Origin of the sequence: Chryseobacterium luteum (assembly GCF_000737785.1) — a bacterium.
Taxonomy (GTDB): Bacteria; Bacteroidota; Bacteroidia; order Flavobacteriales; family Weeksellaceae; genus Chryseobacterium; species Chryseobacterium luteum.
Map to the genome: position 1 here is coordinate 227,816 of NZ_JPRO01000014.1, position 22,119 is coordinate 249,934.

Annotated in this window: 18 protein-coding genes; 7 read left to right on the forward strand and 11 right to left on the reverse strand. The window is 39.4% G+C overall.

All coding sequences use genetic code 11. The features are described from left to right. Position 1 precedes the first annotated feature (1 nt). From IX38_RS15135 to IX38_RS15185, 11 genes are all read right to left on the reverse strand, one after another. A complete protein-coding gene (locus tag IX38_RS15135) occupies positions 2-2,212 on the reverse strand; it encodes a RelA/SpoT family protein (RefSeq protein WP_034706367.1) in 2,211 nt (736 codons plus the stop codon). A gap of 110 nt (positions 2,213-2,322) precedes the next feature. Continuing rightward, positions 2,323-2,688 (reverse strand): hypothetical protein, encoded by a 366-nt coding sequence (locus IX38_RS15140; protein WP_034706369.1) that lies wholly within the window; start codon positions 2,686-2,688, stop codon positions 2,323-2,325. Between the two features lie 375 nt (positions 2,689-3,063). Further along, positions 3,064-4,971 carry an acetate--CoA ligase gene (gene acs / locus IX38_RS15145; protein ID WP_034706370.1) on the reverse strand — a complete coding sequence of 636 codons (1,908 nt, stop codon included), beginning with the start codon at positions 4,969-4,971 and terminating at the stop codon, positions 3,064-3,066. Positions 4,972-5,024: 53 nt separating this feature from the next. Beyond that, positions 5,025-6,911 carry an AMP-binding protein gene (locus IX38_RS15150; protein ID WP_034706371.1) on the reverse strand — a complete coding sequence of 629 codons (1,887 nt, stop codon included), beginning with the start codon at positions 6,909-6,911 and terminating at the stop codon, positions 5,025-5,027. 254 nt (positions 6,912-7,165) lie between these two features. Beyond that, positions 7,166-7,528: a response regulator transcription factor gene (locus IX38_RS15155; RefSeq protein ID WP_034706374.1), complete on the reverse strand. Its 363-nt coding sequence runs from the start codon at positions 7,526-7,528 to the stop codon at positions 7,166-7,168. A 6-nt stretch (positions 7,529-7,534) separates the two neighbouring features. Continuing rightward, positions 7,535-10,231 (reverse strand): ATP-binding protein, encoded by a 2,697-nt coding sequence (locus tag IX38_RS15160; RefSeq protein WP_034706375.1) that lies wholly within the window; start codon positions 10,229-10,231, stop codon positions 7,535-7,537. Continuing rightward, entirely contained in the window at positions 10,224-10,418 is a 195-nt protein-coding gene (locus IX38_RS15165) for a hypothetical protein (RefSeq protein ID WP_034706376.1), read from the reverse strand. The genes IX38_RS15160 and IX38_RS15165 overlap by 8 nt, the downstream gene beginning before the upstream one ends. Before the next feature lie 70 nt (positions 10,419-10,488). After that, positions 10,489-10,716, reverse strand: a complete 228-nt coding sequence (locus IX38_RS15170; protein WP_034706377.1) for a DUF6814 family protein — start codon at positions 10,714-10,716, stop codon at positions 10,489-10,491. Positions 10,717-10,760: 44 nt separating this feature from the next. After that, entirely contained in the window at positions 10,761-12,341 is a 1,581-nt protein-coding gene (locus IX38_RS15175; RefSeq protein ID WP_051884788.1) for an MFS transporter, read from the reverse strand. Positions 12,342-12,391: 50 nt separating this feature from the next. Then, positions 12,392-13,771, reverse strand: a complete 1,380-nt coding sequence (locus IX38_RS15180; protein WP_034706379.1) for a hypothetical protein — start codon at positions 13,769-13,771, stop codon at positions 12,392-12,394. Positions 13,772-14,055: 284 nt separating this feature from the next. Next, positions 14,056-14,472, reverse strand: a complete 417-nt coding sequence (locus IX38_RS15185; protein ID WP_034706381.1) for a transposase-like zinc-binding domain-containing protein — start codon at positions 14,470-14,472, stop codon at positions 14,056-14,058. Between the two features lie 160 nt (positions 14,473-14,632). Between IX38_RS15185 and IX38_RS15190 the strand changes: the two genes are divergently transcribed. From IX38_RS15190 to IX38_RS15220, 7 genes are all read left to right on the forward strand, one after another. Continuing rightward, complete coding sequence (locus IX38_RS15190; protein ID WP_051884790.1) at positions 14,633-15,238, forward strand: GNAT family N-acetyltransferase; 606 nt, start codon at positions 14,633-14,635, stop codon at positions 15,236-15,238. Next, positions 15,207-16,403 carry an argininosuccinate synthase gene (argG, locus tag IX38_RS15195; protein ID WP_034706382.1) on the forward strand — a complete coding sequence of 399 codons (1,197 nt, stop codon included), beginning with the start codon at positions 15,207-15,209 and terminating at the stop codon, positions 16,401-16,403. Before IX38_RS15190 ends, argG begins: the two co-directional genes overlap by 32 nt. Before the next feature lie 61 nt (positions 16,404-16,464). Continuing rightward, on the forward strand, positions 16,465-17,430 hold the full coding sequence (argC, locus tag IX38_RS15200) for an N-acetyl-gamma-glutamyl-phosphate reductase (protein ID WP_084680290.1): 966 nt from the start codon (positions 16,465-16,467) through the stop codon (positions 17,428-17,430). A gap of 286 nt (positions 17,431-17,716) precedes the next feature. Next, positions 17,717-18,856 carry an aspartate aminotransferase family protein gene (locus IX38_RS15205; RefSeq protein WP_034706386.1) on the forward strand — a complete coding sequence of 380 codons (1,140 nt, stop codon included), beginning with the start codon at positions 17,717-17,719 and terminating at the stop codon, positions 18,854-18,856. A 133-nt stretch (positions 18,857-18,989) separates the two neighbouring features. Beyond that, positions 18,990-19,949 (forward strand): Rossmann-fold NAD(P)-binding domain-containing protein, encoded by a 960-nt coding sequence (locus tag IX38_RS15210; protein WP_034706387.1) that lies wholly within the window; start codon positions 18,990-18,992, stop codon positions 19,947-19,949. 75 nt (positions 19,950-20,024) lie between these two features. Then, a complete protein-coding gene (argB, locus tag IX38_RS15215) occupies positions 20,025-20,819 on the forward strand; it encodes an acetylglutamate kinase (protein WP_034706388.1) in 795 nt (264 codons plus the stop codon). Then, entirely contained in the window at positions 20,794-21,876 is a 1,083-nt protein-coding gene (locus IX38_RS15220; protein ID WP_034706390.1) for a M20 family metallo-hydrolase, read from the forward strand. Before argB ends, IX38_RS15220 begins: the two co-directional genes overlap by 26 nt. Positions 21,877-22,119: the final 243 nt, after the last annotated feature.

Sequence of the window (22,119 nt, forward strand, 5' to 3'; positions counted from 1 at the left end):
TTTATGACTGTAATCGTCTCACTCTTGAAACCCCGTCGATATTTTTAAGTTTTTTAAATGTTTCTTCAAGCTGACCTTTATTTTTAACTTCAAGATTAATATTGCCGGTGAAAACACCGTTATTGGATTCTATCGACATGCTTTTCATATCCATTCCCATGCTTCCGCTGATCACGGTGGTAATATCGTTGATCATTCCCATCCTGTCAAGACCTTCGATTTCGATCTTAACCCTGTTTTTAAAGCTTTCCGCATTCACCCATTTGGCAGGGATCACACGGTAATCGTACTGTGCCCTCAGGTTGATGGCATTCGGGCAGTTGTCGCTGTGCACTTTAATACCGTCAGAAATTGTAATAAACCCGAAAATTTTATCGCCGGGAATTACCGTGCAGCATTTCGCATAGCTGTAATTCAGCTTTTCTTCATCTTTTCCGAAAACGATCATATCCAGATTCTGCTCTTTAGGCTCATCAAAATGAACATTTTTCGGCGGAGATTTTCTGAACCTTGATAGCAGGTTGTTAAACACATTTTTGCTTTCAAGATATTTTCTCAGGCTGCTTGCATCCAGTTCATTGCTTTGGAATTTAAGGAACAGTTCCTGAGAAGATTTCAGATTGAAAAATTTCTGAAGCTTGTTGATCTCCTCATCATTAAAGTTGATCTTCGCATGGCGCAGTTTTCTCTGAAGAATTTCTTTTCCATCTTCCACCAGCTGGTTTTTCTGGGAATTCAGGTAGCTTTTGATCTTGGATTTTGCCTTGGATGTCACTACAAATTCCAGCCAGTCAGATTTAGGCTTCTGATTCTGTGAAGATAAAATATCTACCTGATCGCCATTCTGAAGAACGTAAGAAATAGGAACCAGTTTTCCGTTGATCTTTGCCCCAAGACATTTCATTCCCAGGTCAGAGTGAACCGCAAAAGCGAAATCCAAAGCTGTAGCATTTGTTGGAAGGATCTTGATTTCCCCTTTTGGAGTAAAGACAAATACTTCCTTGGAATATAAATTAAGCTTGATATTATCTAAAAGTTCAGAGGTCGAAAGGTTCTGCTGTTGCTCAAGAATATCACGGATTTCAGTAACCCATCTTTCAAAATTCCGGTCATCGGAGCTTTGTTTGTAACCTTCTTTATACTTGTAATGAGCGGCGACCCCTTTTTCGGCGATCTCATCCATTCTTTCCGAGCGGATCTGTACTTCAATCCATTTTTTATCCGGTCCCAGAACCGTTAAGTGTAGGCTCTCGTACCCTGTAGAACGGGGCTGTGTGATCCAGTCCCTCATTCTTGAAGGGTTACTGTGATAAACATCCGTTACGATAGAGTAAATTTTCCAGGCCAGGAATTTTTCGTTTTTGGCGTCCGATTTATAAATGATCCTGATCGCATAATTGTCGAAGACCTCTTCAAAAGAAACACCCTGTTTCAGCATCTTCCTGTAAATGGAGGAAATAGCTTTCGCACGGCCTTTGATCGTAAAGTTCAGGCCTTCTTCTTTCAGTTTTTCCGAGGCTTCCGTTTTAAATTCCTCAATATATCTTTCACGGCTTTCTTTTGCCAGCTCCAGTTTTTCAGTGATCTCATTATAGACCTCCGGATTGTTGTATTTTAATGAAAGATCTTCAAGCTCAGATTTGATGTTGTACAGTCCAAGACGGTGGGCCATAGGGGCGTAAATATATACAGTTTCCGAGGCAATCTTTTTCTGTTTGTCCGGAGCCATGCTTTCCAGGGTTCGCATATTGTGAAGACGGTCGGCAATTTTGATCAGAATGACCCTGAAATCTTCAGACAGCGTGAGTAACAGTTTCCTGTAATTTTCAGACTGTACGGAAATATTCTGGTGATTCATAATGGAGATCTTGGTGAGCCCGTTCACAATATTGGCGATCTTTTCTCCAAAGATTTTTTTCAGATCTTCATAGGTATAGTCGGAATCCTCTATCACATCATGCAGCAGGGCGCAGGCAATAGAAGTAGCACCCAGACCGATTTCTGTTGCTACTATTTTGGCAACGGCGATCGGGTGGTAGATATAAGGTTCACCGGATTTCCTCCTTTGATCCTTATGGGCATCCAATGCGATATCGAATGCCTTCCGGATGAGTTTGTTATTTTCCTCGTCCAGAGTCCTGTATGTATTTGAAATCAGATCCTTATACCGGGCAAGGATCTCTTTGTTTTCCTGTTCTAAATCGTAACTCATTTGTGCTAATGCCTATATTTAAACGAAAATACGAAATTTTTTAAACTTTTCAGCCATAAAAAATCCGCAGACTGCTCTGCGGATTTCCGGTTATTAGGTTTTATGTTTTGTCAGAATTTCACTTCTGAATCCATACCGCTGCTCGATGACTTTATTTTCACATCGGGGCTGTTATGGATTTCGGCTCTGTTTCTGGCATTGATAAATCTTTTGATGTTATCATAATTGGCCTCTCCAATACCCATATTCTCTAACAGGTAAGTCTTCAGTACTGAGTTTTGGCTGAAAATATTCCGGACGCCATCAGTTTGGTTATTATCTTTTACCGCAACACTCGCCAGGTATTGAGAGGTATCAGAGCCGTTATTAAGGTATACTATATAATCTGAATCTTCCAATCCTGAATTTTCCAGATCGGCTTCAAGCTTTTTGTAATCGCTGTGATGTGCAAATAATCCAGCTAATATATTTGACATAGCAATAGTTTTTAAATTGTATTTAAAGATAATAAATATTTTCCAATATTTTTAATATAAATTCAATGAATTTAACTTTTTAATGATTTGTCTATAATATAATGTTAAAATGTTTGAAAATATCTATTGAACACCTGTTTAAGTTTAATAATGATATAAACATGAAATCTGAGAAGATAAAAACTTTGATAAACTGCAAAAAGCACAAAGTTTTTTGGTGATAGATTGTGCATTAAAAAAATGAAGATTTTATATTTTAACCATTAAAAAAGGATCTCATAAAATATGGGAAATATGAAAATGATTATACTTTTCTATTGTTACAGGTAAAAAAAACGGACCGAAGCCCGTTTCCATTAAATATTATTTTGAATTCTAAATCCTTTCATTTTTAATTTCCTCCACAATTTCAGGATTCAGTAAGGTAGAAATATCTCCGAAATTGCTGAAGTCGCCTTCCGCAATTTTTCTCAGGATCCTACGCATAATTTTTCCGGAACGTGTTTTAGGAAGCCCGGAAACAAACTGGATCTTATCAAGTTTCGCAATAGGTCCTATCTGGTCTGAGATCAGCTGATTGATCTCTTTTTTAAGGTTTTCCTTGTCACGGCCTTCCCCGGTTTCCTTTAAGATCACGAAACCGTATAAGGCATTTCCTTTAATATCATGAGGGTAGCCCACAATAGCAGATTCTGCAACGGCAGGGTGTTCATTGATGCTGTCTTCGATGGGTGCTGTTCCTAAATTGTGCCCTGAAACAATGATCACATCGTCTACACGGCCTGTAATTCTGTAATATCCGACTTCATCTCTCAGTGCGCCGTCACCGGTGAAATATTTTCCCGGAAAAGCACTGAAATAGGTTTCCTTATACCGTTGGTGGTCTCCCCAGATCGTTCTTGCGATTCCCGGCCATGGAAAACGGATGCAGAGATTTCCCGTCACCTGGTTTCCTGTAATTTCATTGCGTTTATCATCCATCAGTACAGGCTGGATTCCCGGAAGGGGAAGTGTAGCGTAGGTAGGTTTGGTAGGGGTAACGAAAGGAAGGGGAGAGATCATGATTCCTCCTGTTTCCGTCTGCCACCAGGTATCAACAACCGGGCATTTTTTCTTGCCGACATGATCGTTGAACCAGTGCCATGCTTCTTCATTGATAGGTTCTCCCACGGAACCGATTACTTTCAGCGTGCTGAGATCATGCTTATCTACCCATTCCGAGCTTTCTTTGGCTAATGAACGGATGGCGGTAGGAGCGGTGTAGAATTGGGTGATCTTATGTTTTTCGATGACTTCCCAGAAACGGTCCGGTTCAGGATACGTAGGTACACCTTCAAAAATGACAGTGGTTGCCCCGTTCAGCAGCGGTCCGTATAAAATGTACGAATGCCCCGTGATCCATCCTATATCGGCTGTACACCAGTAAATGTCGTTCTCCTTATAATTAAATACATTTTTAAATGTGTAGGCTGTGTACACCATGTAACCTGCGGAAGTGTGAAGCATTCCTTTAGGTTTTCCCGTAGAACCGGAAGTGTAAAGGATGAAAAGAGGGTCTTCGGCATCCATGATCACAGTCACGAAATCAGCGGAGGCTTTTTCGTAAAGGTCAGCCAGCCAGTGGTCTCTGCCTTCTTTCATTCTGATCTCGTTGTTTGTTCTTTTCACAACCAGAACGGATTCCACGCTTGGTGTTTTTTCCAGCGCTTCGTCTACAATGCTTTTCAGATCCAGTACTTTGTTTCCTCTGTAGCTGCCATCTGACGTAATGATCATCTTCGCATTACAGTCATTCACTCTTGAAGCCACGGCAGAAGCGGAAAATCCTGCAAAAATAACGGAATGTACAGCTCCCAGTTTGGCGCAGGCCAGCATGGTAATGGCCAGTTCAGGAATCATCGGAAGGTAGATGCAGACTCTGTCGCCTTTTTCAATTCCCATTTCGCGCAGAACGTTGGCTGTTTTATTAACGCGGTTGTAAAGTTCAGTGTAAGAAATATGCTGTGCTTCTTCTTTCGGGTCATTGGGTTCCCAGATGATCGCAGTTTTTTCTCCCCTTACTGCAAGATGTCTGTCAATACAGTTTTTGGTGATATTTAATTTGGCATTCTTAAACCATGTGATTTTGGCTTCGTTCATATCATACTTAACCACCTTGCTCCATCTCTGGTACCAGACAAAATTCTGATCAGCTATCTTGTCCCAGAATTTTTTAGGATTTTTGATAGACTTTTTGTACTCTTCAAAATAATGTGGCAGATCTTCAATTAAGTAATTTCTCATATCCCTTCGTTTTTTGAATTTTATTAATATTAAATATATGTTTAATTTATGGCTTAAGCCCTGTATTCATTGATTTTTTCCTGGATTTCCTCAATGATTTTTTCATCATCTATCGTGGATGGAACCTGGAAATCCTTCCCATCCAGCAATGTTCTGATCAGTTTTCTTAAAATCTTGCCGGAACGGGTTTTAGGTAAGCGTTTGACAACCATTGCATTCTTTAGAAAAGCTACAGCACCGATTTTCTCACGAACCATTCTGATGATATCTTTTTCAATTTCTTCTTCTGTAATTGCCGAACCGTTTTTTAAAACAACCGTTGCAAAAGGAACTTGTCCTCTCAATTCATCATCAATGCCTACGACTGCGCACTCTGCAACATCAGGGTGAGAAGAGACAATTTCCTCCATTTCTGATGTGGAAAGCCTGTGTCCGGCTACATTAATGACATCATCCACTCTTCCTGTAATGAAAATATAGCCGTCTTCATCCTGAATAGCACCATCACCGGAAAAATAGTACCCTTTATACTGTGACAGATAGCTGCTCTGAAAACGCTCATGGTCATTCCAGATTCCTAAAAGGGCACCGGGAGGGAGCGGAAGTCTGATCACGAGATAGCCTTCATGGTGCGGATCAAGTTCCAGTCCGTTTTCATCAAAGATCCTGATGTCGTATCCCGGAACAGGTTTTCCTGCGGAAGCTCTTTTGATTTGATAGTCAGCGTCAAAAGTCATCAGACCTAACATCGGCCATCCGGATTCTGTCTGCCACCAGTGATCAATAGCAGGAACCCCGATATGTTCTGCGAACCAGTCTAAAGTAGCTACATCGCACCGTTCTCCGGCGAGAAACTGTTTTTTGAAATGGGTGAGATCGTATTTCTTAACCAGTTCTCCGTTCGGATCTTCTTTTTTAATCGCTCTGATGGCTGTAGGAGCGGTAAACATAACGGAAACTTTATATTCCGAAATGATTCTCCAGAATGTACCTGCGTCAGGGGTCATGATGGGTTTTCCTTCAAAAATGATGGTTGTATTCCGGTTAATAAGGGGGCCGTACACGCTAAAGCTGTGGCCTACCGCCCATCCGAAATCTGATGCGGCCCAGTAAGTTTCCCCGGGTTCCACACCGTAAATATATTTCATGGAAAACTTCAGCGCGGTTGCATAACCTCCGGTATCGCGTGCAATTCCTTTTGGTTTTCCTGTTGTTCCTGATGTATAAAGCAGGTACAGAGGATGAGTTGATTCTACTGAAACACAATCTGCAGGTTCTGATTTTTGAACCAGTTCTTCATAATCTATCAGCCCTTCAAACATTTCGTGCCGGTTGTCTGCCAGTTTTCTGTTGTAAACAATGATGTTATCTACTTTATCCTGCGCCAGTTCAATAGCTTTTTCAACAAGCGGTAAATAGGGAATTCTTCTTGCTATTTCTATACCTGCTGTGGCTGTTATCAGAGCTTTTGGTTTACAGTCATCAATTCTCACGACCAATTCATGCGGTGCAAAACCCCCGAAAACCACATTATGGATCACTCCGATTCTTGCACAGGCCAGCATCGCAAAAAGAGTCTGCGGGATCATGGGCATATAAATAACGGCTGTATCACCTTTTTTTAAGCCTAATGAAGCAAGTCCTCCTGCCAATTTTGAGATTTCTTCTTTAGCCTGATTGAAAGTATAGGTTTTCTTCTGATCGGTAACGGGAGAATCGTAAATAATGGCGGTTTGGTCTCCAAAACCGTCCTCAATATGTTGGTCAATGCACAGGTGGCATATATTAAGTTTTCCGTCAGCATACCACTGCGGATACTCATTTTTATCTTTAGAAAGGATCTTTTCCGGGAACTCAAACCATTGTATTTCTTTGGCCTGTTCCTTCCAGAAATTTTCTTTGTTTTCTATACTTTGCTTAAACAGATTATCTGCGTCCATATTGATTTTTGTGTTTCATGTTTTTTTGTCATTGCGAGGAGCGAAGCGACGAAGCAATCTCTTTAAAACAATGCTAAGACCTAATGTTCTAAACAACTTAACAAAATCTTAATGGTTAAAATTGAAACCATTAAGGTCTGTTTAAGAAGTAAGATTATTAAGATTGCGTTGCTTTGCCCGCAATGACGTTGTATTATTATTTCCGGTATCTCAGTCTCAAGTCTCAGATCTCGTGTCTAATGTCTTGAATCTGTCTACCCAAACATCTCCTCAATCTGCTGCATCAGTTTTTTAATGGAATAGGGTTTCGTTACATAGGCATCGGCGCCCATTTCCATACCTTTCTCGATGTCTTTCGGGTTGTTTTTTGCGCTCAGGAATATGACTTTTGTGTCTTTCATTCTTTCATCTTCTTTAATGGCTTCCAGAGTGCTGTACCCGTCCAGGTTCGGCATCATGATGTCCAGAAGAATAACGTCGGGAACCATTGTTTTCAGGAAATCCAGGACTTCCGTTCCGTCTCTTGCAATATAAACGTCATAGCCGTTTTTCTTAAAGCTGTATTCCAGCGACATTAATATTTTGTGTTCGTCATCGGCAATAATGATCTTTCTCATAGATGTTTATTGGTTTTGTTCAACTTCATTTTTTGTTATGTTGTACGGAATGTTTATCGTAAAAGTGACGCCCAAACCGCTGTTTTCCGCTTTTATTGTTCCTCCGTGGGCCTGTACGATTTTCTTTGAAATAGCCAGCCCGAGCCCGCTTCCCGTAGGTTTCAAAATATTCTGGTTTTTTGACTGGTAAAATTTATCGAAAATCATCTCCAGGTCTTCTTCAGGGATGTGCCGACCTGTATTGAAAATAGTAATGATCAGATGATCTTCTTTTTCAGCCAGTTTGGTTTGTATAGTTCCCTGATCATCGGTAAATTTTAAAGCATTTCCGAAAATATTCTGGAAAAGCTGGATCATTCTTGCCTCGTCATGTTCCAATACGGTCTGATTCAGAAGATTGACTTCACTTAAATGGATGTTTTTCTGCTGTATCAGGTGGAGTAGTGGATTTAAAGCTTTTTTGTAGGTTTCAAGAATATTATTTTCCTGGATATTTAAAGCAATTTCGCCGTGTTCCAGTTTATCAAGGTAAAGAATATCGTTGATGATCTCGCTCAGCCTGTCAGATTCTGTGATGATATTGTTTAAAAATTCCTGCTTGATGTCCGGTGGAATATCATCATCATCCGCTAAAATTTCGCCTGCCGAACGAATGGCGGTAATTGGTGTTCTTAATTCGTGGGCTACGGAATCCAGGAAGTCGTCTTTCTGGCGGTCTTTAACGATTAAGTTTTCATTGGCTGTCCTTAGATCATCAGAGAGTTTCTGTAGCTCTTCAGACTGCTCTGTCAGCTTTTTATTAAGGATAATATTTTCTTTGGATTCTTCTAAAATATTTAAAACTTCCTTCAGGGATATTTTATCTTCTTTCGTCACTCCTTCAATCAGTATTTTTGCTGAGGCTGTCCCAATTCTTCCTGCTAAAAGATTTTCTGAGAATTTGATAAACCTTGAATCCGCCGTTTCAGTGTTGGAGTCGATATTGTATTTTAAATTAAAGATCCTTAAAGCCTGTTCCGTTTTGTTTTTGCCTAAAAACCGTTCCAGAATGTTTTTAATATCTGAAACATAAGCCGTTCCGCGCCAGATGAAAGCGTTCTCATGATTCTGGATGTGCTTGTCGATGTCCACATACAATTCCGCAAAATTCCGTTCCCTGTAATTTCCTTTAACGCTAACGGAAATAATCGTAAAAAGAGAAGTGTTAACTAAGGTTGACCAGAAGAATATTTGCGGGATCCTGCTCAAAAAGGAAATATTGAAAAATCCGAAGACATCATATATTTCGCGGATCACTCCTTTGAATTCCTGATTGTACGAGAAATAATACTGCGGAATAATCAGTCCGAAATAGCAGATCGCCAATCCTGCCAGAAGTCCTGCTACAGCACCTTTATAACTTCCTCTTCTCCAGAATATCGCTCCGAAAAAAGAAGGTGCCAGCTGTGCGATCACCACAAATGAGATAAGTCCTACAGAATCCAGTGATGTTTTCAGAATAAAATATTTATAAAAAACAAAGGCCATAATGATCAGGGCAAATATGCTGAATTTCCTGATATTGGTAATATTTCTTGTATTCTGAACCTCGTTGTCGGATTTGAATTTCCCCAGCAAACCGTAAGGAATGATGAGGTTGTTGGAAAGCATGATGGACAAGGTGATGGCTGAAATGATGATCATGGAAATACATGAGCTCAGCCCGCCGAGGAATACAAAAACCGTAATTAAAGTATTGCCAAAATGCTGCGGAATCAGGATAGAGTAGAACTCGGGATTTACTTTCTCTCCGTCAAAAATAAGTCTTCCGGCCCAGGCGATAGGAAAGATGAATATGGTGAAGATCAATAAGTAAAGAGGAAAAAACCAGATTGCTGTCTTGATGTGTTTTTCCTGTCTGTTCTCAATAATCGCTGTGTGAAACTGTCTCGGAAGAATGCAGATCGCTGTGGCAGAGATCATACACAAAACCATCCAGTTCATGGCATCTTCAATCCCGTTGAATGTATTTTTTTCTTTAAAATCTTCAAATTTACTCGCCTTCTCATAGATATCTGAAAAGCCGTCGAATACAAAATAAATGACAAATACACCCAAAATAATGATGAAGAAAAGTTTTAAAAAACTCTCCAAAGCAATGGCTGAAATAATTCCCAAACGTTTTTCTGATGCATCCACATATCTGGTTCCGTAATAGGAAGAAAACAGAGCGATCAAAACAACTACAAACGTTGCATTGTCGGTCAGTATATTGTTGGACATCGAAGTTTCGGTCACCAAATGGAAGGTTTCGGAAATAGCTTTGATCTGAAGTCCGATATAAGGTACGATGGCGAGCAAACAGACAATCGTGATAATGGCACTAAAGCTTCTGCTGTTTCCGTATCGTAAAGAAATAAAGTCCGCAAGGCTGCTGATTTTATTGATTCTGGAAATTCTTACAATTCTCGTGTTAATATAGATCCATGCAGGAATAATCATGACGGGGCCAATATAGATCGGCAGATAATTCAGTCCGCTTGTAGCCGCAACACCAATACTTCCGTAGTACGTCCAGGCCGTGCAGTACACCGCCAGAGACAATGCGTAGATGTAGGGATTGTTGATCCATCGCTTGCTCTTCTTCTTCTCTGCCAGATGGGCAACTAAGAACAAAAGGGCGAGATAGATTAAAACAACAACAAATAACGCGAGACTACTCATCATATTTTTTTACGATTACAAAAGAAATAATGATGGAGATCATCCAGACCGCGAACAGGTAGATCAGGATCATCGGGTAGCCGAAAACATCTTTTTCACTGTTAAAAAGCAGTGAAATAGGGATGCTGAAAGCCATCATCAGTCCGATGCTCAGGATAACCAGTTTTTGTTCGTGTCTTTTCTTCATAAATGATGATTGATAAAAGATAATTGATGAGTAACCTGTCACTCATCAATTATCATTAATCTTTTATAAGTTAAATCTTATCGTCCGAATATTCTCCTGTCAGCGAGTAGTATCCGAAAATAGCCATTCCGCCCGAGATGATCGGCATCAGCACAAATAAGATGATGATCCCGAATACCAGATCTTCCTGCTTTCCTGAGGTGATTTTTGGAATTCCTAAAACTGTGGTTCCGAAATATCCCACCACCAAAGCTACTGCAATCCAGAGTATGCCTAATATTTTTTTTAGTCCGTTCATTTTAGTAGTTTTAAAATTAGTAAAAAATTTAAGTGATCAGGTGTCTAATCGTGAATATTATTATTCTTATTTTTAAGATAAAATAATCCGATGACTAAACAGACTCCAGCGACTCCAATTGGATACCAAAGCCCTTCCAGATACCAGGTTGGATGTCCCGCATCCTTTCCCTGAGTTACCAGATAAGTTGCCACTGCCGGAAGAAGTCCTCCGAATACTCCGTTTCCGATATGATAAGGTAAAGACATTGAGGTATAACGGATCCTCACAGGGAACATTTCGACAAGGAAAGCTGCGATCGGCCCATAAACCATCGTTACAAAAATCACCTGAATGAACACTAAAAAGACCAGATACCATCTTGTATCATTGCTTAGCGTAATAGATTTTGTGACTTTTGGCTCTTCCACTTTTCCGTCTTTCATTACAGGACCCGCTGCAGACCAATGTACGATGCTGTCTTTCTTAATGAATGTTCCGTCTGTAAATGTAGTTTCTTTATGGAATGTAATTAAGCTGTCCGACGCTATATCTTTGTGGATAGCGGCGGTTCTTGTTTCTTTGATTCCATTATTTGCGACGGTTTTAGCTTCGATATTTACACTTTTGTACATGCTGTCGTAAATAGGCCTGTAGGCTAAAATAGCAACCAGCATACCTGCCATCATAATTGCTTTTCGTCCTATTTTATCTGATAGCCAGCCGAAAAACACGAAGAACGGTGTACCCATTAATAAGGCGGTCGCCATTAAATAATCAACCTGCATCGAATCTATATTCATTACTTTTTGCAGGAAACTCATAGCGTAGAACTGTCCCGTATACCAGATAACGCCCTGTCCCATGGCAGCACCAAATAATGCCAGTAATACAAATTTGAAATTAAATTTATTTCCGAAACTTTCTTTTAAAGGGTTTTTAGATGTTTTTCCTTCACTTTTAGCCTTTGCAAAAAGCGGAGATTCTTTCATGTTTTTTCTGATGAAATAAGATACTCCCACCATTAAAATTGAAATCCAGAACGGAACTCTCCATCCCCAGGAATCAAATTCTTCCGCAGACAACGTGTTTTTAGTAATTAAAATGACGATTAATGAGATGAAAAGTCCTGCAGTTGCTGTAGTCTGAATCCATGAAGTCCAGTAACCCCTTCTGTGTGGCTGCGCATATTCTGCAACATAGGTTGCTGCACCCCCGTATTCTCCTCCCAGGGCCAAACCTTGTAAAAGTCTTAAAATTAAAACTAAAACCGGCGCCATGAATCCGATGGTTTCGTACCCGGGAATACACCCGATCAGGAAAGTGGAGAATCCCATGATCAAAAGAGTAACGAGAAAGGTGTATTTTCTTCCGATAATGTCGCCTAATCTTCCGAAGAATAAAGCTCCGAAAGGCCTTACCACAAACCCGGCTGCAAAAGTCGCCAGTGTAGATAAAAATGCTGCGGTAGGATTATCTGCCGGGAAGAATTTCGTCGCTAAAACGATTGCTAAACTTCCAAAAATATAAAAGTCATACCATTCTATCAGAGTACCGAGTGATGAGGCGGTGATCACGCTCCAGATGGTGCGGTTCTTCTGCCGTTCGGTCATATTCTCGTAGTTCTCGTGGTGATTTTCGCTCATGTTGATTGATTTTGATGTTAAAAAATTAAGATATTGAGTTCATCCTGAGTTTAAAGGTAAATCTGAAACTGTACAATGAATTCGCCTTTTGAAGAAGGGCTTTCCGTAGGGCTGGTATACACAGGTCTTGTGGAATATTGTGTGGTGATCTTTGCATGATGCCCGTCTATAAACCAGTTGGCGCCTACATCAAACTGTGAAGACGGCTTATCCAATGCTTCAAAGCTTTTATGGGTATATGCCGCGAAAGGCTGTATTCTGATCTTCGGTTTTTCTGACTGGCTGGGAAGAAGCAAGCCTGCCTGGGCATAAACCACATTCCCAGTTCCTATCATTGGTTGAAGGTTTCCGGGACCTGCAATCGCTTTGTTTCCCGTGAAATTAGGATCAGAGGCTGCAATATTCATTGTTCCCAGATTTCTGATGTAATTAGGACCGAAATTATAGTTGTAATATCCGGCATAGGCAGAAACGGCCATTTTATGTTTCGCATTTCCCAAAGGAATATCTGCAAAGGCGTCTACTGCTACAAGTGTGATATCATGTTTTTCAATATTGGAATTAACAGATGTTCTGGTCCCGTCTGTCTGATGATAAAAACCTGCACCCACATTGAAAACTTTCTTTGTTCCCAAATACGAACCCACTTTGAAAGGAAGTGTATTGGATTCTTCATCCAGAAACTGATATTCCACATATCCGGCTTTTGAAAAGCTTGGGTTTCCATTGTTATCCACGGCTGCGGCTCTTGCAGGATCTGTGACGTTCACCGGAACCAAGTCGGTTGCAAAAGGTTTGTTTAAGCTGAAGCGGTATTCCAGTTTTCCATATTTTCCTTTGGCAAACATTCCCAGCTGTCTTGCAAACTGATCGGAATTGTCAATTAACGGCCATGAGAAAATAGGAGAGTCTACAGTAAGGAAATTCAGGGTCGAAGCCATAGTCATACGGGAAAGTCCCATGTAGTAATGAAGCCCTGCCCCTAAAGATAAACTGAATTTTCCTGCTTCTCCGGGTAAAATAACTGCATACTCATTCCATGCATCATGAAAAAATAACTGTGGTTTCTTCCCGTTTCCATACCCTCCTGTCCCTGTAGTGCCTGTTGCCCCACCATTAATGAAGGTCTGGTTATTGATCCCGAAATGGGCCAGGATCATGTATCTTTTAGAAATTTGTGCGTACATTAAAGCACGTAATCTTCTGTTTCCCAGACTCCACGAATTGTCGGTGGCTTCTCCTGCAACCATGCTTCCCGGGTTCATCTGGGTATTTCTGAGCCAGAACTGGTCCCATAAAATAAATCTGATGTACTTGTCTCCTTCCGGATTGAGGTTTAATTTTAATCCGCCTCCGTAATCAGGAGAACCCTGTGAATATAAAGAACTGCTTATTAGGGCTAATCCAATAAATGAAAGTAATTTCTTCATAAATTATCAATTTTTGGCGTTGTTTTTTGTGAAAGCCAAATTGTAATTAATAATTTATTTAAAGAAATTTAATATATATTATTGGTAAGTATATAGTTTTTACTTAACTGGTTGGTTTTTAGTGACGAGTAGTGGAGTTTAAAAGTCTGAGTGTTTGAGAGTAAATGAGTTTGGGTAGCTGGTAGCTGACATTCTCGAAGCAACCACCGCTATTGTCTGAAATTTGAAATCTGATGTCTTATGTTTGACATCTTGATTCTTAGCTCTTGATTCTAATATCTTACCTACTTCTTAAACCTTTCCCACTTAATCAACATATACTTATCAGCAAATTGGGTAATGATAAGGCCGGAGTTTTTAATGTTTTCTTCCTGAGCAATATATTCAATCAGCTCATTTTGTTTTAAGATTTTATAAACAGGATGGAATTCAGAATGGGGCGGTCTTGTGATATTGTATTTCTTGATCCATGAACTGATGGTTACATGAGAAACTCCGATAATCCGCTCTATTTCACGGAAGCTTAGACCTTCAAGATAGAGTTGTAATGCTTTGGTTACATAGTAGTCATCAATCTGTTTCCCCATTTTTTTAACGGTGAAATAATACTTGCAGTCTTTGCAGAGGAAACGTTGTTTTTCGTTGATGATTCCGCTTTTTACAATCTCATTACCACCACATTTTGGACACTTATTTTCCATAGCTATATGTTTTTAGCAAATATATAATAATTTAGCAAAATAATAATTCTATATAAAGATAAAATTACCTGTATATTTCATTTAAACAAAAAAAATATCTTTATAATTTGGTTTTTAAAGTTATTATGCTTTAAATTTGCCGGAAAATTCAGATAAATAAATGGAAATAGAAATTTCCTCATGCGAACATCTAATGTATGTGAGTGAAATACAGCAGGAAATGTATGATTCTGCACAGCGTAGAGGAACGGGGATCGCAAAACGTTCCATCGAATATTTAACGAAAAAGATTTCAGAGGGCAATGCTGTGGTTGCTACTGAAAATGGCGAATGGGTGGGGTTTTGTTACATTGAGACCTGGTCACACGGCCAGTTTGTAGCAAACTCGGGACTCATTGTATCTCCCAATTACAGGAACAGGGGAGTAGCCACTTTTATCAAAAATAAAGTTTTCAGGTTATCCAGAGAAAAATATCCCAATGCAAAAGTATTTGGGTTAACCACAGGACTTGCTGTCATGAAGATCAACAGTGATCTTGGCTATAAGCCGGTGATTTATTCTGAACTGACTCAGGATGAAGAATTTTGGGACGGGTGTAAGAACTGTGTGAACTACGAAATTTTAATGAAAAAGGAACGTAAAAACTGTCTGTGTACAGCCATGCTTTTTGTTCCTGAAAAGAATGATAAAGTAAACGGGACTGAAATTCAGCAGTCCGAAATAGATTGTTACAATGGAGAAAAAGAAAGTCGTCTTAGCGTTTAGCGGAGGTTTGGATACCTCATACTGTGCCAAGTATCTTAGTGAAACACTGGGATACGAAGTGTATGCAGTGACTGTAAATACCGGAGGTTTTTCTAAAGAAGAAGAAAAAGAGCTGGAAAAAAAAGCCTTCAATCTTGGGGTGAAGGAATACAGGTGCGTGGATGCTCAGGAGGATTACTATAATTCTTGCGTAAAATATCTGATCTTCGGAAATGTGCTGAAAAACAACACTTATCCTTTATCTGTGAGTGCAGAGCGTACCGTTCAGGCACAGGCAATTGCAAAATATGCCATTGAAAGCGGTGCGGATGCTATTGCTCACGGAAGTACGGGAGCCGGAAACGATCAGGTTCGTTTCGACTTGATTTTCCAGATAATGTGCCCGGAAGTGGAGATTATCACGCCGATCCGCGATATGAGCCTGTCCCGTGAAGAAGAAATTGAATTCCTGAAAAGCCACGGCTATGAGAGGGAGTTTCAGAAAGCTCAGTATTCCGTGAATAAAGGACTGTGGGGGACTTCAGTAGGGGGAAAAGAAACATTAACATCAAGAAACTACCTTCCTGAAGAAGCTTTTCCATCACAGATTAAAGAAACGCAGCCCTCAGAACTGGAAATTGAGTTTAAAAATGGTGAGGTTGTAGCCGTAAATGGAGAAAATTTTGAACATTCCGTGTATGCTATTCAGAAAATTGAAGAACAGGCTTCCGCTTACGGAATTGGCCGTGACATCCATGTTGGAGATACAATCGTTGGAATCAAAGGAAGAGTAGGATTTGAAGCGGCGGCAGCATCTGTGATCATCAAAGCCCATCATTTATTGGAAAAACATACACTTTCAAAATATCAGCAGATGATAAAATCCCAGCTATCCGACTGGTACGGAAACTGGCTTCACGAAGCACTTTTCTTAGATCCGGTGATGAGAAATATTGAATCTTTCTTAACGGATTCTCAGGAAACGGTCAGCGGAAAAGTATTTGTAACCCTTTATCCATACAGATTTGTTTTAAACGGAATTGAATCCAGGCACGATCTGATGTCAGATAAATTCGGAAGCTACGGCGAAGCAAACAGGGCCTGGACGGCTGAAGATGTGAAAGGCTACACAAAAATTGTAAGCAATTCTTTAAATATATACCATCAGATAAATTCAGTGTTTTAATGGAGAACCCGAAGGGTTCAATAACAATAGCCACAGGCGAAACCTGTGGAAAAGAATAAAAATGAAAAAAAATATTGGAATCATTGGAGCCAGCGGTTACACAGGAAGCGAATTGGTGCGTTTATTAGCTTTTCATCCCAATGCAGAATTGAGTTTTTTATATAGTCGTTCCAATTCGGGGAAAAGGATCTCTGATTTATACCCCGATTTGGCGACGGTTTGTGAAATGGTTTTAACTGATAAAATTGAAGTCGCGGATATTCTTTTTCTATGTCTTCCGCACAAAGAAAGTCAGAATTGGCTCAGTCAAAATCCTGTTAATGAGGAAACTTTAGTGATTGATCTCGGAAATGATTTCCGTTTGGATGGAAACTTTGGAAACAGAAATTTTATCTACGGACTTCCAGAAATTAATAAAAAAAATCTGGCAAGAGCAAAAAGTATTGCCAATCCGGGATGCTTTGCAACGGCCATTCAGCTCGCTCTTCTTCCATTGGCAGGAAAAGGTTTGTTGAATGAAGTGTACACAACAGGAATTACAGGTTCAACGGGTGCGGGCCAGTCTTTACAGGCAACAACACATTTTACGTGGAGGAACGATAATATTTCAGCATACAAAACTCTGACGCATCAGCATGTAGATGAGATTTTACAGCAGTTAATTTCGTTTAATCATAAAGATATCAGTCTCAATTTCGTTCCGTGGAGGGGTGATTTTGCAAGGGGAATTTTTACAAGTTCGACAGTGAAAACAGATTTAATACTTTCAGATATCATTCAGTTGTATCAGGATTTTTATGAAGAAGAGCCTTTTGTAAAGGTAAGTGAGCATGCCATTGATTTGAAGCAGGTTGTCAATACCAATCGCTGTGTGATTTATATAGAAAAGAGTGGAAATGTAGCAGTTATTCACTCAGCGATTGACAATTTGTTGAAAGGAGCTTCCGGGCAGGCAGTTCAAAACATGAATATAGCGATGGGCTGGGAAGAGAATTTAGGGCTGAACTTAAAACCTGTAGCATTTTAAAAGGTGAATAGCCAATAAAGTGAATGGTCAATAAGTCAATTGTGAATTTTTAAACTCAAAGCAAAACCGACCTAGGAAAATGGAGCGTTAAGAAAATTAATTCTATGAACGTTAAGAAAATTCTACTGTTTGAAGCGCGAGACAAATATTAAGTCGAAAAACAAATGCCGAATTCGCGCAAGTTTTAGAATTTTTAGAGAATAGAAATAATTTTTAGCGGAATTTTCCAGTCTTGAACTTTTGTTTCTTTTGTTTCAAGACAAAAGAAATTAATTAAAACAAAAAAATGAATTTATTCAACGTATATCCATTATTCAACATAAATCCGGTAAAAGCCAAAGGTTCATTCCTTTGGGATGATAAAGGAAAAAAATACCTGGATTTTTACGGAGGTCACGCAGTGATTTCCATCGGACACAATCATCCGCATTATCAAAATAAATTAAAAGAACAGTTAGAGAAAATTTCTTTCTATTCAAATTCTGTTCAGAACGAATTACAGACTGAACTGGCTGAAAAATTAGGAAAACTTTCAGGATATGAAAATTATAATCTTTTCCTGTGCAATTCAGGGGCTGAGGCTAACGAGAATGCCTTGAAGCTGGCATCTTTCCATAACGGAAAAAGTAAAGTGCTTTATTTCTCGGGATCATTCCACGGAAGAACTTCTGCGGCGGTTTCTGTAACTGACAATCCAAAAATTGTTGCTCCTGTCAATTTTTCTGAAAGATTCATCAAATCTGAATGGAATGATATCAAACAGTTTGAAGAGGTCTTTGAAACTCAGGGAAGTGAAATTTCATCCGTTATCATTGAAGGAATTCAGGGTGTGGGCGGAATTGTGATCCCGGCAGCAGAATTCCTGTCCAAAATTAAAGAACTGTGTGAAAAGTACAATGCAGCTCTGATTCTCGATGAAGTTCAGTCAGGATACGGGAGAAGCGGATATTTCTTTGCCCATCAGGAGTTTGGAATTGAACCGGATATGATCACTACCGCAAAAGGAATGGGGAATGGTTTCCCGATCGGTGGTGTTCTGATTCATCCAAAGTTTCAGGCAAGCAACGGTTTGCTGGGAACAACATTCGGGGGAAATCATTTGGCCTGTGCTGCGGGAATCGCTGTTCTGGATGTGATGAAGGATGAAAATCTCACGGCAAATGCTCAGAAAATGGGTGATTATATTGAAAACGAAATTAAAGATCTTCCACATATCAAATCCATCCGGGGGAAAGGATTAATGATCGGAATAGAGCTGGATCAGGACTGTTCAGAAGTGAGGAAAAGCTTATTGTATGATCATCACATTTTTACAGGAAATTCCAATGACAAAAGTGTATTGAGGATCCTTCCGGCTCTTAATATCGGAAAAGAAGAGACCCATCTTTTTGTCGATGCTTTAAAAACAGTACTGGAGGAAATTTAAAAATGATTTGGGAAGTTAAAATGATTTTTTGCTGAGTGAAATGCCATTGCGAACATAACAACAGATTAAAAATCTTAGCCTTCTTTACATTAATAACCTTCACCCACTAATATGTAGAATAAAAAATTATCAGATGAAAAAATTCACCTCTGTAAGCGACGTAAAAAACTTACAGGAAATCATAAAAAAAGCTTTACAGATTAAAGAAAATCCCCATTCCGAAACAGAAAAAGGAAAGGGGAAAACCATAGGACTTGTATTTTTAAATTCAAGTTTGAGAACCCGTTTAAGCAGCCAGATCGCAGCCCAGAATTTAGGATTGAACGTCCTGACTTTAAATGCAGCCCAGGAAGCCTGGAATCTGGAATTTGCAGACGGAGCCGTAATGAATGGTGACACTGTTGAACATATTAAAGATGCCATCGAGGTATTAAACCAATACTGTGACATCATTGCAGTGCGTTGTTTTGCAGGAATGAAGTCTAAAGAAGACGATGTTAATGAAAGTATCCTGAGTCAGTTTGAGCAGCATGCCAAAGTGCCCGTAGTTTCTCTGGAATCTGCCACACGACATCCGCTTCAAAGTCTGGCAGACTGCATTACCATTATAGAAAACTGGAAAAAAGATCACAAGCCGAAAGTGGTTCTGACCTGGGCGCCGCACATTAAACCGATTGCTCAGGCCGTTGGAAATTCTTTCGCAGAATGGATGCAGGAAATGGATGTTGATTTCGTGATTGCTAACCCTGAAGGATATGATCTGGATAAAAGTTTCACAAAAGATACCAAAGTAATCCATAACCAGGATGAAGCCTTAAAAGATGCCGATTTTATCTATGTGAAAAACTGGTCCTCTTTCGATGAATACGCAGCTATGCCGGAAGTAAAAGAAAACTGGATGCTGACCAGAGAAAAACTCGAAAATACCAACGCTGCAAAAGTAATGCACTGCCTTCCTGTCCGACGTAATGTAGAATTGAGTGATGAAGTAATGGACGGGGAAAACTCCATCATTTATCAACAGGCCAAAAACCGGATTTTTTCTGCCCAAACGGTTTTCTCTGAAATTTTGGACGAAATTAATTCAAAATAATTAAACCTCATAGGTTTCACTCGCAAATCTTGTCAAGGTTTAAAATCTTGTCAAGGTTCTCAAAAAAGGTTTGCAATGAAAGATAAATTATACATCATAAAAATCGGCGGTAATCTAATTGATGATGAACAATTACTGGACGGATTTTTAGAGCAGTTTTCTGAAATTAACGAAAAGAAAATTTTAGTTCATGGAGGCGGAAAACTGGCAACCACTCTGGCTGATAAATTAGGTGTTGAACAAAAAATGATCAACGGACGGAGAATCACCAATAAAGATACGCTGGATATTGTGGCAATGGTGTATGCAGGAAGTATCAATAAAAATATTGTGGCAAAGCTTCAGCAGAAAAAATGCAGGGCAATAGGTTTTTCCGGAGCCGATGCGAATTTAATTAAAGCAAGGAAAAGAGAACATGCGGAAATAGATTTCGGATTTGTAGGGGATATTGAGAAGAAAAGCGTAAACAGGAAATTGATCTCAAAATTGATTAAGCTTAAGCTTGTCCCTGTTTTTTCAGCGATTACGCATGACAAAAAGGGAAATCTTTTCAATACCAACGCAGATACGATTGCTTCAGTCATTGCTCAGGCTTTATCTGCAAAATATGATGTTGAGCTGTTGTATTGTTTCGATAAAAAAGGGGTTTTGGAAGATGTCGGAAATCCTGAATCTGTTATAAAAAATATTTCGGAAGAAAAATTTTCAACATTGAAAAATGAAGGAAAACTTCATAAAGGAATTCTGCCCAAATTAGAAAACGCGCTTGGAGCAATAAAAAACAACGTAAACAAGGTATTCCTGATTAAAGAAACCGAATTAAAAAACCATATAGAAAACCATCATGCAGGAACTGAAATCTGTTTATAATAAAGAAGAGCTACTGAATCAGGCAGTTGAATTGCTGAAAAAACTGATCGCAATTCCTTCATTCAGCAAGGATGAATACAATACGTCCGTAGAAATTGAGAATTTTTTTAAAGAACATCATATTCCTGCAAAACGTTTTAAAAACAACATTTGGGCAGTCAACAAAAACTTTGACGTATTCAAGCCGTCCATTCTGCTGAATACACATCATGATACGGTAAAACCTAATAAAGCATACACATCAGATCCTTTTCTTCCGGTTGAAAAGGACGGTAAACTGTACGGATTGGGAAGTAATGATGCCGGAGCTTCTCTGGTTTCCATGACTCAGGTTTTTTTACACTTTTATGAAAAAGAAGATTTAAAATTTAATTTAGTTATTGCTTTGACGGCTGAGGAGGAGATTTCAGGATTTGATGGAATTGAGGCCTTATTTCCACAGCTTCCGAATATCGAACTCGCCATTGTAGGAGAACCCACGCAGATGAATCTGGCGATCGCGGAAAAAGGACTTTTGGTGATAGACGGGGAAATGAAAGGAACTCCTTCTCATGCTGCTCATCCGAACGATGATAACTCCATTGTAAAATGTATGCAAGATCTTCAGAATATTCTGAGTTTCAGATTTCCGAAGGTTTCAGATTATTTGGGGGAAGTTAAGATTACGCTGTCAGGAATTCATTCGGGGGTTCAGCATAACGTAGTTCCGGAAGCCTGTACCTTCACTTTGGATGTAAGGGTTACGGATGAATATTCCAATAAAGAAGCATTTGAAATCATTCAGTCACACATGAAATCAACATTAACGGCCAGGTCTTTCAGGTTGAATTCCTCAAAAATCGAAATGGATCACCCTTTTGTTCAGGCAGGTCTGGAAACAGGGAGGACAACCTATGGTTCGCCAACATCATCAGATCAGGCGATTATTCCATGCACATCCGTTAAAATAGGTCCCGGCGACAGCACGCGCTCCCACACGGCAGATGAATACATTTATATAAAAGAAATAGAAGAAGGAATCGAGATCTATATCAGGATCTTAGAAAAAGTTTTATAAAGAGAGAAGTTAGAAGTTAGAAGTTAGAAGCCGGAAATTTATGCATACGATGGCACTAATATCTAATATCTAACATCTAATATCTAAAAAATAAATGTTTTGACAACACTCAGCAGACGATGAAGTTTGAATATTTTTAATAAAGATTTATGCAAAAATTAAAATTAAGAATGAAAAGCTTAAAAATGTGGAAATGTTTAAAGTTTTATGAAGAATGAAAGAAGCTCTGCTGAGCAAGTCAAA